General features: G+C 65.8%; 15 protein-coding genes. 10 read left to right on the top strand and 5 right to left on the bottom strand.

Annotated features, from left to right (window positions below):
* Together AC27IQ_RS12245 and AC27IQ_RS12240 are read left to right on the top strand one after the other, a co-directional pair.
* Window positions 1-1,449, top strand: a 1,449-nt coding sequence (locus AC27IQ_RS12245) for a PhoH family protein (protein WP_487089631.1), incomplete at its 5' end; no start/stop codon positions are given.
* Between the two features lie 16 nt (window positions 1,450-1,465).
* Complete coding sequence (locus AC27IQ_RS12240; protein WP_487089630.1) at window positions 1,466-1,834, top strand: hypothetical protein; 369 nt, start codon at window positions 1,466-1,468, stop codon at window positions 1,832-1,834.
* 94 nt (window positions 1,835-1,928) lie between these two features.
* Here the strand turns inward: AC27IQ_RS12240 and dnaB are convergent, their stop codons facing one another.
* The 5 genes from dnaB to rpsF all read right to left on the bottom strand — a co-directional run bounded on the left by dnaB (window position 1,929) and on the right by rpsF (window position 4,976).
* Window positions 1,929-3,341: a replicative DNA helicase gene (gene dnaB, locus AC27IQ_RS12235; RefSeq protein ID WP_284395760.1), complete on the bottom strand. Its 1,413-nt coding sequence runs from the start codon at window positions 3,339-3,341 to the stop codon at window positions 1,929-1,931.
* Window positions 3,342-3,526: 185 nt separating this feature from the next.
* Window positions 3,527-3,979, bottom strand: coding sequence for a 50S ribosomal protein L9 (gene rplI, locus AC27IQ_RS12230; protein ID WP_272551600.1), 453 nt, complete (start codon window positions 3,977-3,979; stop codon window positions 3,527-3,529).
* Between the two features lie 12 nt (window positions 3,980-3,991).
* The gene (gene rpsR / locus AC27IQ_RS12225; protein ID WP_011794373.1) at window positions 3,992-4,273 is read right to left on the bottom strand and encodes a 30S ribosomal protein S18; all 282 of its coding nucleotides are present in this window, start codon (window positions 4,271-4,273) and stop codon (window positions 3,992-3,994) included.
* 18 nt (window positions 4,274-4,291) lie between these two features.
* On the bottom strand, window positions 4,292-4,582 hold the full coding sequence (gene priB / locus AC27IQ_RS12220) for a primosomal replication protein N (RefSeq protein WP_272551598.1): 291 nt from the start codon (window positions 4,580-4,582) through the stop codon (window positions 4,292-4,294).
* Window positions 4,583-4,598: 16 nt separating this feature from the next.
* Entirely contained in the window at window positions 4,599-4,976 is a 378-nt protein-coding gene (rpsF, locus tag AC27IQ_RS12215; RefSeq protein WP_272551597.1) for a 30S ribosomal protein S6, read from the bottom strand.
* Window positions 4,977-5,194: 218 nt separating this feature from the next.
* On the opposite strand from rpsF, the gene grpE reads away from it, so the two are divergent.
* The 8 genes from grpE (at window position 5,195) to leuD (ending at window position 12,915) form a co-directional block, all read left to right on the top strand.
* A complete protein-coding gene (gene grpE / locus AC27IQ_RS12210) occupies window positions 5,195-5,755 on the top strand; it encodes a nucleotide exchange factor GrpE (protein ID WP_272567926.1) in 561 nt (186 codons plus the stop codon).
* Window positions 5,756-5,859: 104 nt separating this feature from the next.
* The gene (dnaK, locus tag AC27IQ_RS12205) at window positions 5,860-7,815 is read left to right on the top strand and encodes a molecular chaperone DnaK (protein ID WP_284430078.1); all 1,956 of its coding nucleotides are present in this window, start codon (window positions 5,860-5,862) and stop codon (window positions 7,813-7,815) included.
* A gap of 88 nt (window positions 7,816-7,903) precedes the next feature.
* Window positions 7,904-9,049 carry a molecular chaperone DnaJ gene (gene dnaJ, locus AC27IQ_RS12200; RefSeq protein WP_272567922.1) on the top strand — a complete coding sequence of 382 codons (1,146 nt, stop codon included), beginning with the start codon at window positions 7,904-7,906 and terminating at the stop codon, window positions 9,047-9,049.
* Between the two features lie 150 nt (window positions 9,050-9,199).
* Window positions 9,200-10,135, top strand: a complete 936-nt coding sequence (locus tag AC27IQ_RS12195; RefSeq protein WP_487089629.1) for a LysR family transcriptional regulator — start codon at window positions 9,200-9,202, stop codon at window positions 10,133-10,135.
* A gap of 39 nt (window positions 10,136-10,174) precedes the next feature.
* A complete protein-coding gene (gene leuC / locus AC27IQ_RS12190; protein WP_272567918.1) occupies window positions 10,175-11,596 on the top strand; it encodes a 3-isopropylmalate dehydratase large subunit in 1,422 nt (473 codons plus the stop codon).
* 67 nt (window positions 11,597-11,663) lie between these two features.
* Window positions 11,664-11,762, top strand: a complete 99-nt coding sequence (locus tag AC27IQ_RS12185) for an entericidin A/B family lipoprotein (protein ID WP_372588273.1) — start codon at window positions 11,664-11,666, stop codon at window positions 11,760-11,762.
* A gap of 41 nt (window positions 11,763-11,803) precedes the next feature.
* Window positions 11,804-12,208, top strand: a complete 405-nt coding sequence (locus AC27IQ_RS12180) for a hypothetical protein (RefSeq protein ID WP_284407025.1) — start codon at window positions 11,804-11,806, stop codon at window positions 12,206-12,208.
* Window positions 12,209-12,249: 41 nt separating this feature from the next.
* Complete coding sequence (gene leuD / locus AC27IQ_RS12175) at window positions 12,250-12,915, top strand: 3-isopropylmalate dehydratase small subunit (RefSeq protein WP_272567913.1); 666 nt, start codon at window positions 12,250-12,252, stop codon at window positions 12,913-12,915.
* Window positions 12,916-12,984 lie beyond the last annotated feature (69 nt).

Below are 12,984 nucleotides of genomic sequence, written 5' to 3'. Positions count from 1 at the left end.
CCCGCACAAGCCCCGGCCGCGGCGCCCAGCGCGCGCAGCCGCAAGGCGCGCAGCAACGGCCCCAAGAAGATGTTCGTGCTGGACACCAACGTGCTGCTGCACGACCCGACCAGCCTCTTCCGCTTCGAGGAACACGACATCTTCCTGCCGATGATCGTGCTCGAAGAGCTCGACGGCCACAAGAAAGGCATGACCGAGGTCGCCCGCAACGGACGCCAGGCCAGCCGCACGCTCGACGCCCTGGCTGCCGCGCAGGGCGCCGACATCGCGCGCGGGCTCAAGCTCGACTCCACCGGCCAGCGCGCGGCCGGCGGCTGCCTGTATTTCCAGACGGCGCCGCTCGACTACAGCCTGCCCACCAGCCTGCCCCAGGGCAAGGCCGACAACCAGATCCTGGGCGTCGTCGAGGCGCTGCGCAAGCTGCATGCCCCGCGCGAAGTCGTGCTGGTGTCCAAGGACATCAACATGCGCGTCAAGGCGCGCGCGCTCGGGCTGAACGCCGAGGACTACCAGAACGACAAGACGCTCGAGGACGGCGACCTGCTGTACTCCGGCCTGCTCGCACTGCCGGCCGACTTCTGGATCAAGACCGGCAAGAACGTGGAAAGCTGGCAGAGCGGCGTGCACACGTACTACCGCATCGGCGGGCCGATCGTGCCGCAGCTGATGATCAACCAGTTCGTGTACTTCGAGGCGCCCGGAGAGCCCAGCCTGTTCGCCCGCGTGACCGAGATCCGCGACCGCACGGCGGTGCTGCAGACGCTCAAGGACTACGGCTCGGCCAAGAACGCCATCTGGGGCGTGAACACCCGCAACCGCGAGCAGAACTTCGCCATGAACCTGCTCATGGACCCCGAAGTGGACTTCGTCACCCTCACCGGCACGGCCGGCACCGGCAAGACGCTGATGGCGTTGGCCGCGGGCCTCACGCAGGTGCTGGACGAGCGCCGCTACACCGAGATCATCATGACCCGCGCCACGGTGAGCGTGGGCGAGGACATCGGTTTCCTGCCCGGCACCGAAGAGGAAAAGATGGGCCCGTGGATGGGCGCGCTGGACGACAACCTGGAATTTTTGGCCAAGGGCGACGGCGGCAACGCCGGCGAATGGGGCCGCGCGGCCACCAACGAGCTGATCCGCAGCCGCATCAAGATCAAGAGCATGAACTTCATGCGCGGGCGCACGTTCCTCAACAAGTACGTGATCATCGACGAGGCGCAGAACCTCACGCCCAAGCAGATGAAAACGCTCATCACGCGGGCGGGCCCGGGCACCAAGATCATCTGCATGGGCAACCTGGCGCAGATCGACACGCCGTACCTGACCGAAGGCTCCTCCGGCCTGACCTACGCGGTGGACCGCTTCAAGGGCTGGCCGCACAGCGGCCACATCACCCTGGCGCGCGGCGAGCGCTCACGCCTGGCGGACTTCGCCAGCGAAGTGCTGTGAGCGGGAGCACCCGGTAATGGCCGTGGGATGGATGACCGCGCTGAAGCTGGTGCCCTGGGGCGACGTGATCGAGGCGACGCCCCAGATCCTGCAGGCCGCCCGGCGGCTGCTGGGCCAGACGCAGAAAGGGCCGGCAGCCACCGCCGCCGCGCCCCTGCCCAATGGCACGGAGGACGGCCTGGCCGCACTGCGCCAGCGGGTGCAGGCGCTGGAGGCCGAGCAGCAGGCGTCGGCCGCGCTGATCGGCTCGCTCGCCGAGCAGAACGCCCAGCTCGTGCGCGCGGTGGATGCGCTGCGGGTGCGCAGCCAGCGCCTGACGATCGCCGTGGCACTGACCGGCGTCGCCACCGTGGGGCTGCTGGCCTGGGCGCTGGGCGGCAGCTGACCGAGCCCGCACCGCATTCCGGACGTTTGCTATTTAATTGATAGCAATACGCCCTAGAAAGATATGTGCTGAAGGCCTTTTTGACCCCAGGCGCCTAGAAATCGTCGCCGGAGCCCATGGCGAGGTTTTCGAAGCGCGTCTGGTTCTTCTGGAAGAACAGCTTCACCGTGCCGGTGGGGCCGTTCCGTTGCTTGCCGATGATGACCTCGGCCACGTTCGGCTCCTTGCTGTCCTTGTTGTAGTAGTCGTCGCGGTAGATGAACATGATGATGTCGGCATCCTGCTCGATGGCGCCGGATTCGCGCAGGTCGGACATCATCGGCCGCTTGTCGGTGCGCTGCTCCACCGATCGGTTGAGCTGCGACAGCGCGATCACCGGGCACTGCAGTTCCTTGGCCAGCATCTTGAGGCCCCGGGAGATCTCGCCCAGTTCGGTGGCGCGGTTGTCCGAGCTGGACGAACCCGAGCCGCTCATGAGCTGCAGGTAGTCGACCACGATCAGCCCCAGCTTGCCGCACTGGCGCGCCAGCCGGCGCGCGTTGGCGCGCAGCTCGCTGGGCGTGAGGCCCGGCGTCTCGTCGATGTGCAGCGACACCGTGCGCAGGCGCTCGATGGCCTCGGTCAGCCGCGGCCATTCTTCGTCGGTCAGCTTGCCGGTGCGCAGGTTGCCCTGGTTCACGCGGCCGATGGAGCCCACGATCCGCACCGCCAGTTGCGCCGCGCCCATTTCCATCGAGAAGATGGCCACGGGCAGGCCTTCGTTGAGCGCCACGTGTTCGGCGATGTTCACGGCGAACGAGGTCTTGCCCATGGACGGCCGCGCCGCCAGCACCACCATGTCGCCCGCCTGCAGGCCCGATGTCATGCGGTCCAGGTCGGCGAAACCCGTGGGCACGCCCGTGACGTCCACGGGGTTGTCCGCCATTTCCTGGACGCGGTCCAGCAGGTCCACCACCAGCGTGTCCAGCGACTGGAAACCCTGCTTCATGCGCGAGCCTTCTTCGCCGATGGCGAAGATCTTCTGCTCGGCCTCGTCCAGGATGCGCTCGACCGGCTTGCCCTTGGGATTGAAGGCGTTGGTGGCGATCTCGTCGCTGGCCGTGACCAGCTTGCGCAGGATCGAACGCTCCCGCACGATCTCGGCATAGCGCCGGATGTTGCTCGCGCTCGGCACGTACTGCGCCAGGCTGTTGAGGTAGGCCAGCCCGCCGATCTCCTCCGCCTTGCCCAGCCCCTGCAGCCGCTCGTACACCGTGATCACGTCGGCGGGTTTGCTGGCGTTCACCATGGCGCCGATGGCCGAATAGATGAGCTGGTGCTCATGCCGGTAGAAATCGCCGTCCACCAGCAGGTCGCCCACCCGGTCCCAGGCCATGTTGTCGAGCAGCAGGCCGCCCAGCACGCTGGACTCGGCCTCCAGGGAATGCGGCGGCACGCGCAGCTGGGCGACTTCGCGGTCCGGCGCCGGAGCGAAATCCTCGTCGATGGAAAGGGACTCGAGGGTCATGGCAAAAGGTCCTCTCGCGGCGGGCGCGGTGGATTACCGTCAGGCAGATGGGAAGACTGGGATGACAAGTCTGTGGACAAGCTGTTCACAGGCGGTGGGTGACCGGTGCATGGAACAGCAGGCCAGAAACGCGAAAGCCGCCCGAGGGCGGCTTCGCGGTCGATGCCAGAGGCAGCGCTTTTTCGTTAGGCGGTTTCGCCGTAGACCGACACGGTCACGTCCACCACCACGTCGGTGTGCAGGGCCACGCTCACCGTGTTGTCGCCGACGACCTTGATCGGGCCGTTGGGCAGGCGGATCTGCGACTTCACGACCTTGTAGCCTTGCTTGTTCAGCTCTTCGGCGATGTCGTGGTTGGTCACGGAACCGAACAGGCGGCCGTCCACGCCCGCCTTTTGCGTCAGCTTGATGGTCGTTCCACCGAGCTTTTCGCCTTGGGCCTGGGACTCGGCCAGCTTCGCAGCAGCGGCCTTTTCGAGTTCGGCGCGCTTGGCTTCGAATTCAGCCTTGGCGGATTCGGTGGCGCGGCGTGCGCGGCCCGAAGGAATCAGGAAGTTGCGGGCATAGCCGTCTTTGACCTTGACGATTTCGCCGAGGTTGCCGAGGTTCACAACCTTGTCGAGCAGGATGATTTGCATGACTGTTGCTCCTTAGATCTTGTGCTGGTCGCTGTAAGGCACCAGGGCCAGGAAGCGCGCGCGCTTGATGGCGGTGTTCAGCTGACGCTGGTAGATGGCGCGCGTGCCGGTCAGGCGTGCGGGGATGATCTTGCCGTTTTCGGCGATGAAGTCACGCAGCGTGTCGACATCCTTGTAGTCGATCTCTTCGACGCCAGCGACGGTGAAGCGGCAAAAGCGCTTGCGCTTGAACAGCAGCGACTGGGTGTTGCGCTTCGGGCGCTTGTCTTTGTTGAACTTCTTGAACGTGGCCATTTTCGGACCTCTTGAAAATTAATCTTGTTGAATATCCTGGATGTGGAACACCAGCCCCTTGCCGTTGCGCGACGTCGCCAGAAACCCCCGGAAGATCCAGAGGCTGCCGAGCGCCTGTCTTGCCAGCCGCTCTGCGAGCGTGCCGAAGGCAATGGCCTTCACGACCGCCTTGACCTCGCGCTGTGCACCGGCTTCCTGCTGCTGAGACCCGTGTTCGAGCTTCAGATCCAGGGCCGGCAGGCCAGCGGGCGTGTAGCGCAGGGCCTGAGCCTCGGCGATACAGGCGGTGAGGACAACGTGGTTTTCCACTCCTCCAGTCGATGGATCAGCGCTCGCCCGACGCGGCGAACTCGGCCTGGCTGGCCTTGCGGGCTTCTTCGCGCTCGACGGTCTTCATCATGGAGGAAGGGCCCGTGTCGGCCTTCTTCTTTTGAACCGTCAGGTGGCGCAGCACGGCGTCGTTGAACTTGAAGGCATGCTCCAGTTCCGCCATCACGGCCTGGTCGGCTTCGATGTTCACGCACAGGTAGTGGGCCTTGGCGAGCTTGTTGATCAGGTACGCCAGTTGACGGCGGCCCCAGTCTTCCACGCGGTGCACCTTGCCGCCGCCGGCGACGATCATGCCCTTGTAGCGCTCCAGCATGGCTGGAACTTGTTCGCTTTGATCCGGATGGATCAACAAAATGATTTCGTAGTGACGCATGCAAACTCCTTGTGGATGAAACCACCCGCTGCGTCTAGAAGCGGTGTGGCAAGGCAAAGCCGGCGATTATAGCCCCAAGGCCGGTCGCTTGTACACTCACGCCGGCCGAGACCGACGCCAGCCCGACGCATCTGCGTGCAAACGTCGCCTTTTCGCTTGAAATCCGCCGGGTGGCACCCATTTGCCGCGCGTACCGTTCACTTTCAGAAGAAATCGACATGTCCGATCAAAACAATCCAGCCACCGCCTCTCATGGGGACGCCTCCCCCTCTCCTGAAGAAGTCGAAGCCGCGATGGCGGCACATGCCTCCGATGAACTGGGCCGCCTGCAGGGCGAACTGGCCGAGCTGAAGGCCAAGAGCGCCGATCTCGCCGACCAATTCCTGCGCGCCAAGGCCGAGGCCGAGAACGCCCGCCGCCGCGCCGAGGAGGAAATCTCCAAGGCCCGCAAGTTCGGCATCGAGAGCTTCGCGGAAAGCATGCTCCCCGTGGCCGACAGCCTGGCCGCGGCACTGGCCATCAAGGACGCCACGATCGAACAGTTGCGCGAAGGCTCGGACGCCACGCTGCGCCAGCTCACCTCCGCCCTGGAGCGCAACAAGGTGCTGGCCATCAACCCCAATGCGGGCGACAAGTTCGACCCGCACCAGCACCAGGCCATCAGCATGGTGCCGGCCGACCAGGAGCCCAACACGGTGGTGTCCGTGTTGCAAAAAGGCTACGTGATCGCCGAGCGCGTGCTGCGCCCGGCCCTGGTCACGGTGTCCGCGCCCAAGTAAGCACCCGCCGACCCAAAGAAAAACTGCCGGCGACGGCTTGAAGCCGGCCAAGTTATCCACAAGTTATCGGCATCCAAATCTTTTTCAAAATCTCGGAGAACAACATGGGAAAAATCATCGGTATCGACCTGGGCACCACCAACAGCTGCGTGTCCATCATGGAAGGCAACACCACGCGGGTGATTGAGAACTCGGAAGGCGCGCGCACCACGCCCTCCATCGTGGCGTACCAGGAAGACGGCGAAGTGCTGGTCGGCGCCTCGGCCAAGCGCCAGGCCGTCACCAACCCGCAGAACACGCTGTACGCGATCAAGCGCCTGATCGGCCGCAAGTTCACCGAAAAGGAAGTGCAAAAGGACATCGACCTGATGCCCTACAAGATCACGGCGGCCGACAACGGCGACGCCTGGGTCGAAGTGCGCGGCAACAAGATCTCGGCCCAGCAGGTCAGCGCCGACATCCTGCGCAAGATGAAGAAGACCGCCGAGGACTACCTGGGCGAGCCGGTGACGGAAGCCGTCATCACGGTGCCCGCGTACTTCAACGACGCCCAGCGCCAGGCCACCAAGGACGCCGGCCGCATCGCGGGCCTGGACGTCAAGCGCATCATCAACGAGCCCACGGCCGCGGCCCTGGCCTTCGGCCTGGACAAGCAGGAAAAGGGCGACCGCAAGATCGCCGTGTATGACCTGGGTGGCGGCACGTTCGACGTGTCCATCATCGAGATCGCCGACGTCGATGGCGAAAAGCAGTTCGAAGTGCTGTCCACCAACGGCGACACGTTCCTGGGCGGCGAAGACTTCGACCAGCGCATCATCGACTACATCATTTCCGAGTTCAAGAAGGACCAGGGCGTCGATCTGTCCAAGGACGTGCTGGCCCTGCAGCGCCTGAAGGAAGCGGCCGAGAAGGCCAAGATCGAGCTGTCCAACAGCGCGCAGACCGACATCAACCTGCCCTACATCACGGCGGACGCCTCGGGCCCGAAGCACCTGAACATCAAGCTCACGCGTGCCAAGCTCGAAGCGCTGGTGGAAGAGCTGATCGAACGCACGATCGCCCCCTGCCGCACGGCCATCAAGGATGCCGGCATCAGCGTGTCGGACATCCATGACGTGATCCTGGTCGGCGGCATGACCCGCATGCCCAAGGTGCAGGACAAGGTCAAGGAGTTCTTCGGCAAGGACCCGCGCAAGGACGTGAACCCGGACGAAGCCGTGGCCGTGGGCGCCGCCATCCAGGGCCAGGTGCTGTCGGGCGACCGCAAGGACGTGCTGCTGCTGGACGTGACGCCGCTGTCGCTGGGCATCGAAACGCTGGGCGGCGTGATGACCAAGATGATCAGCAAGAACACCACGATCCCGACGAAGTTCGCACAGACCTTCTCGACCGCCGACGACAACCAGCCGGCCGTGACGATCAAGGTGTTCCAGGGCGAACGCGAACTGGCCAGCGCCAACAAGCTGCTGGGCGAGTTCAACCTGGAAGGCATTCCGCCGGCAGGCCGCGGCGTGCCGCAGATCGAGGTGAGCTTCGACATCGATGCCAACGGCATCCTGCACGTGGGCGCCAAGGACAAGGGCACGGGCAAGGAAAACAAGATCACCATCAAGGCGAACTCGGGCCTGTCCGAGGAAGAGATCCAGAAGATGGTGAAGGACGCCGAACTGAACGCGGCCGACGACAAGAAGAAGCTGGAACTGGTCCAGGCGCGCAACCAGGGCGAAGCCGCCGTGCACAGCGTGACCAAGAGCCTGGCCGAGCACGGCGACAAGCTCGATGCGGCCGAGAAGGAGCAGATCGAGTCCGCCGTGAAGGCCCTGGAAGACGCGCTCAAGGGCGAGGACAAGGCCGCCATCGACGACAAGACGACCGCGCTGATGACCGCCAGCCAGAAGCTGGGCGAGAAGATGTACGCCGAAGCGCAGGCCGCCCAGGCTGCGGCAGCAGGTGGCACGGAAGGTGCAGCGCCCCAGGGCGGTGCCTCGTCCTCCGCCGGCGCAGCGCCGCACGACGACAACGTGGTGGACGCTGAAGTGAAGGAAGTGAAGAAAGGCTGAGCGCGCTCGCGTGCCCGACTAGCCGCCGCGCCGGGCCCTGCACAGGGGTCAGCGCGGCGTTCCTGTTCCAACCGAGCTCGGAAAGACCATGTCCAAGAGAGACTTTTACGAAGTTCTGGGCGTTCCAAAGAACGCCTCGGACGAAGAGATCAAGAAGGCTTATCGCAAGCTCGCGATGAAGCACCACCCTGACCGCAACCAGGGTGACGCGGCCAAGCCTGCCGAAGAGCGGTTCAAGGAAGCCAAAGAGGCTTATGAAATGCTCTCCGATCCGCAGAAGCGGGCCGCCTACGACCAGTACGGCCACGCGGGCGTGGACCCGAACATGCGCGGCCCCGGCGGCGCGGGTGCGGAAGGCTTCGGTGGCTTTGCCGAGGCCTTCGGCGACATCTTCGGCGACATGTTCGGCCAGGGCGGGGCGCGCGGGCGCGGCCAGGGCGGGCGCCAGGTCTATCGCGGCAACGACCTGAGCTACGCGATGGAGGTCACCCTCGAGGAGGCGGCCAAGGGCAAGGACGCGCAGATCCGCATTCCCTCCTGGGAGTCGTGCGAGACCTGCCACGGCAGCGGCGCCAAGCCGGGCACCAGCGCCAAGACCTGCACCACCTGTGCCGGTGCCGGCACGGTGCAGATGCGCCAGGGCTTCTTCAGCGTGCAGCAGACCTGCCCGCACTGCCGCGGCACGGGCAAGATCATTCCCGAGCCCTGCACCACCTGCCACGGCCAGGGCAAGGTCAAGAAGCAAAAGACGCTGGAAGTGAAGATCCCCGCCGGCATCGACGACGGCATGCGCATCCGCAGCACCGGCAACGGCGAGCCGGGCACCAACGGCGGCCCGCCGGGGGACCTGTACATCGAGATCCGCCTGAAGAAGCACGACATCTTCGAGCGCGACGGCGACGACCTGCATTGCCAGGTGCCGGTGAGCTTCATCACGGCCGCGCTGGGCGGCGAGATCGAAGTGCCCACGCTGCAGGGCAAGGCGGCCATCGACATTCCCGAAGGCACCCAGGCCGGCAAGCAGTTCCGCCTGCGCGGCAAGGGCATCAAGGGCGTGCGGGCCAGCTACCCCGGCGACCTGTACTGCCACATCGCGGTCGAAACGCCGGTCAAGCTGACCGAGCACCAGCGCAAGCTGCTGCGCGAACTGGAGGAGTCGCTCAAGAAAGGCGGCGCCAAGCACTCGCCCAGCGGCGAAAGCTGGACCGACCGGCTGAAGAACCTGTTCAGCTGATCGCAGCCAGGCCTTGAACGCCAACGGCGCCTTCGGGCGCCGTTTTTTTGCGTGAATGGGCAGCAAAGCCATCGCATACCACGATGGCTCGCGGCATTTTCATGGGAGAAAATACGGCAACTCTCTGATTCAGAGAATTCTCCAACCCCGATGAAAAGCTCCGAGCGCAGTTTTGCGCGCCGAATCGACCTCACCTCGCTGCAGCTCTTCGTGGCCGTCTGCGAGCTGGGAAGCATCGGCCGCGCGGCGGAGCGGGAATTCATCGCCGCCTCCGCCGTCAGCAAGCGCCTGTCCGACCTGGAAACCGCGGTGGACACCGCCCTGCTCTACCGGCACAGCCGCGGCGTCACCCTCACGCCCGCTGGCGAAAGCCTGCTGCACCACGCCCGCACCGTGCTGTTCGGCCTGGAGCGCATGCAAGGCGAACTGAGCGAGTACGCCGACGGAGTGCGCGGCCATGTGCGCATGCACGCCAACATCTCGGCCATCGTGCAGTTCCTGCCCGAGGACCTGGGGGCCTTCGCCCGCGCGCACAGCCAGGTCAAAATCGACCTGCAGGAACACCTGAGCCCCGACGTGCTGCAAGCCGTGCGCGAGGGCGCGGCCGACCTGGGGCTGTGCCACACCGGCGCCGCCGCCGAACCCGAGGGCCTGCAAAGCCGCCCCTACCGCAGCGACCGCTTGGTGCTCGTCGTGCCTCAGGGGCATGCATTGTCCCGGCATGCTGCTATCAAATTTGAAGCAATCCTCGACTGCGACATCGTCGGCCTGCAGGCCAACAGCAGCATCAGCCTGGCCATGCAACAGGCGGCCGCGCAGGCCGGGCGCCCGCTGCGCCAGCGCATCCAGGTCACCGGGCTGGACGCCATGTGCCGCATGATCGACAACGGCCTGGGCGTGGGCCTGCTGCCGGACCGGGCCTTCGCGCTGATACGCGGCGTGGGCCGGCTGCAGTCCGTCGCGCTCGACGAGCCCTGGGGCCAGCGCGAACTGCGCCTGGTGGCCCGCGACTTCGACACCCTGCCGGTCACGGCCCGGCTGCTGGTCGAACACTTGGTGCCACCTGCCCCGCCCGAGCCTTCCTAAAATCATCCACCCCACCTGAAACCCACCAAAGAGACCGCCATGGGACGCACCCTGTACGACAAGATCTGGGACGAGCACGTCGTCCACACCGAGGAGGACGGCACCGCCATCCTCTACATCGACCGCCACCTGGTGCACGAAGTGACCAGCCCGCAGGCGTTCGAGGGCCTGCGCCAGGCCGGCCGCAAGGTCTGGCGCGTCAGCTCCATCGTCGCCACGGCGGACCACAACACGCCCACCACCGGCTGGGAGCGGGGCTACGACGGCATCACCGACCCGATCAGCAAGGAGCAGATCACCACGCTCGACAAGAACATCGCCGAGGTCGGCGCGGCAGCGTTCTTCCCGTTCATGAGCAAGCGCCAGGGCATCGTCCACGTGATCGGCCCCGAGAACGGCGCCACGCTGCCCGGCATGACGGTGGTGTGCGGCGACAGCCACACCAGCACGCACGGCGCCTTCGGCGCGCTGGCGCACGGCATCGGCACCAGCGAGGTCGAGCACGTCATGGCCACGCAGACCCTGCTGGCCAAGAAGGCCAAGAACATGCTCATCCGCGTGGACGGCCAGGTCGCGCCCGGCGTGACGGCCAAGGACATCGTGTTGGCCATCATCGGCAAGATCGGCACGGCGGGCGGCACCGGCTACACCATCGAGTTCGGCGGCCCGGCGATCCGCGCCCTCAGCATCGAAGGCCGCATGACGGTCTGCAACATGGCCATCGAGGCGGGCGCGCGCGCCGGCCTGGTGGCGGTGGACGACAAGACCATCGACTACGTGAAGGGCCGGCCGCTGTCGCCCTCGGGCGTGGAATGGGACCAGGCGGTCGCCTACTGGAAGACGCTGCAGTCGGATGCCGACGCGCACTTCGACACGGTGGTCACGCTGAACGCCGCGGACATCGTGCCGCAGATCACCTGGGGCACCTCGCCCGAGATGGTGCTGGGCGTGGATGCCCGCGTGCCCGATCCCGACAAGGAAAAGGACGCCAACAAGCGCGGCGCCATGGAGCGCGCGCTCACCTACATGAACCTGGAGCCCGGCAAGGCGCTGAACGACATCTTCGTGGACAAGGTGTTCATCGGCTCGTGCACCAACAGCCGCATCGAGGACATGCGCGAAGCCGCCGCGGTGGTCAAGAAGCTGGGCCAGAAGGTCGCCAAGAACATCAAGCTGGCCATGGTGGTGCCCGGCTCCGGCCTGGTGAAGGAGCAGGCCGAGCGCGAAGGCCTGCACGAGATCTTCAAGGCCGCGGGCTTCGAATGGCGCGAGCCCGGCTGCTCGATGTGCCTGGCCATGAACGCCGACCGCCTGGAGCCCGGCGAGCGCTGCGCCTCCACCAGCAACCGCAACTTCGAAGGCCGCCAGGGCGCGGGCGGACGCACCCACCTGGTCTCGCCGGCCATGGCCGCCGCGGCCGCCGTGCACGGCCACTTCGTGGACGTGCGCCAGTTCGCCTGAGCGCCCCGGCTGCATTCCATTCACCCCAAGGACACTTGCCGTGAACAAGACCGCCACCCTTCTCACCCTGGCCCTGGCTTGCCTGCTGGCCGGCTGCAACACCGTCAAGGGCATGGGCCAGGACGTGCAACGCGCGGGCAGCGCCATCGAACGGGCCGCCAAATGACCGGCCGCGCCACGCCCCAGACCTCCAGAAAGGACCGCCGCATGAAAGCCGTATGGCCCCTCTTCGCTGCCTGGCTCCTGGGCGGTTGTGCCACGGCCCTGGCGGCCGACCGCGCCTGCGTGATCGAAGGCAACGTGCCCGTCGCCGGCAAAACCGTGGCGGTGAAGGACTGCATGGAGTTCACCGCCGGCATTCCGGCCGAGCAGCTCAAGGCGAGCTGCAACGGCCTGGCGCAGACCTCGGCCCAGCTCGGGGGCAAGGCAGGCAAGGTGACCTTCCTCGCCCAGTGCCCCCGGCCCGCCAGTGGCGCGTGCAAGGGGCTGATGGGCCAGCCGCTGGACGCCTACTACTACAACCTGTCGCCCGAGGCCGTGCAGGAAAAACGCAAGGCCTGCGAAACATCCACCGCCGCCATCAAGGGCGGCACCTGGAGCAACGGGCAGTAACGCACCGCTGCTGCCTTCGAGCCCTTTCACGGACACATACCATGCAGAAATTCACCCTCCACCAAGGCCTCGTGGCCCCCATGGACCGCGAGAACGTCGATACCGACGCCATCATTCCGAAGCAGTTCCTCAAGTCGATCAAGAAGACCGGCTTCGGCGTGAACCTGTTCGACGAGTGGCGCTACCTGGACCACGGCGAACCGGGCCAGGACCCGGCGAGCCGCAAGCCCAACCCGGACTTCGTGCTCAACCAGCCCCGCTACGCCGGCGCGTCCATCCTGCTGGCGCGCAAGAATTTCGGCTGCGGATCGAGCCGAGAGCACGCGCCCTGGGCGCTGGACCAATACGGCTTTCGCGCCGTGATCGCGCCGAGCTTCGCGGACATCTTCTTCAACAACTGCTTCAAGAACGGCCTGCTGCCCATCGTGCTGCCCGAGGCCACCGTGGCGCAGCTGTTCGATGAGGTGCACGCCTTTCCCGGCTACCAGCTCACCATCGATCTGGAGCGCCAGGTGATCGTGCGCCAGAACCGCGACGAGGTCGTGGGCGAAGAGATTCCGTTCGAGGTGAACGCCTTTCGCAAGTACTGCCTGCTCAACGGGTTCGACGACATCGGCCTGACCCTGCGGCAGTCCGACAAGATCAAGGTGTTCGAGGCCCAGCGCCTGGCCACCAAGCCCTGGCTGGCCCACACCATGGCGGGCTGATCTGCCCGGCAGCAGCCAAACATCAAGTATCCAATCGGCCCGCAGCGCAATAAGCACTAGGGCATATCG

This window comes from Acidovorax sp. KPB24-07, assembly GCF_057543315.1.
This window is presented reverse-complemented; position numbering and strand designations above follow the sequence as displayed.

Excerpts from the sequence above, each read along its gene's own strand:
- AC27IQ_RS12240 (WP_487089630.1), top strand. The coding sequence starts at position 1,466 with ATGGCCGTGGGATGGATGACCGCGCTGAAGCTGGTGCCCTGGGGCGAC.
- dnaB (WP_284395760.1), bottom strand. The coding sequence starts at position 3,341 with ATGACCCTCGAGTCCCTTTCCATCGACGAGGATTTCGCTCCGGCGCCG.
- rplI (WP_272551600.1), bottom strand. The coding sequence starts at position 3,979 with ATGCAAATCATCCTGCTCGACAAGGTTGTGAACCTCGGCAACCTCGGC.
- rpsR (WP_011794373.1), bottom strand. The coding sequence starts at position 4,273 with ATGGCCACGTTCAAGAAGTTCAACAAAGACAAGCGCCCGAAGCGCAAC.
- rpsF (WP_272551597.1), bottom strand. The coding sequence starts at position 4,976 with ATGCGTCACTACGAAATCATTTTGTTGATCCATCCGGATCAAAGCGAA.
- grpE (WP_272567926.1), top strand. The coding sequence starts at position 5,195 with ATGTCCGATCAAAACAATCCAGCCACCGCCTCTCATGGGGACGCCTCC.
- dnaK (WP_284430078.1), top strand. The coding sequence starts at position 5,860 with ATGGGAAAAATCATCGGTATCGACCTGGGCACCACCAACAGCTGCGTG.
- dnaJ (WP_272567922.1), top strand. The coding sequence starts at position 7,904 with ATGTCCAAGAGAGACTTTTACGAAGTTCTGGGCGTTCCAAAGAACGCC.
- AC27IQ_RS12195 (WP_487089629.1), top strand. The coding sequence starts at position 9,200 with ATGAAAAGCTCCGAGCGCAGTTTTGCGCGCCGAATCGACCTCACCTCG.
- leuC (WP_272567918.1), top strand. The coding sequence starts at position 10,175 with ATGGGACGCACCCTGTACGACAAGATCTGGGACGAGCACGTCGTCCAC.
- AC27IQ_RS12180 (WP_284407025.1), top strand. The coding sequence starts at position 11,804 with ATGAAAGCCGTATGGCCCCTCTTCGCTGCCTGGCTCCTGGGCGGTTGT.
- leuD (WP_272567913.1), top strand. The coding sequence starts at position 12,250 with ATGCAGAAATTCACCCTCCACCAAGGCCTCGTGGCCCCCATGGACCGC.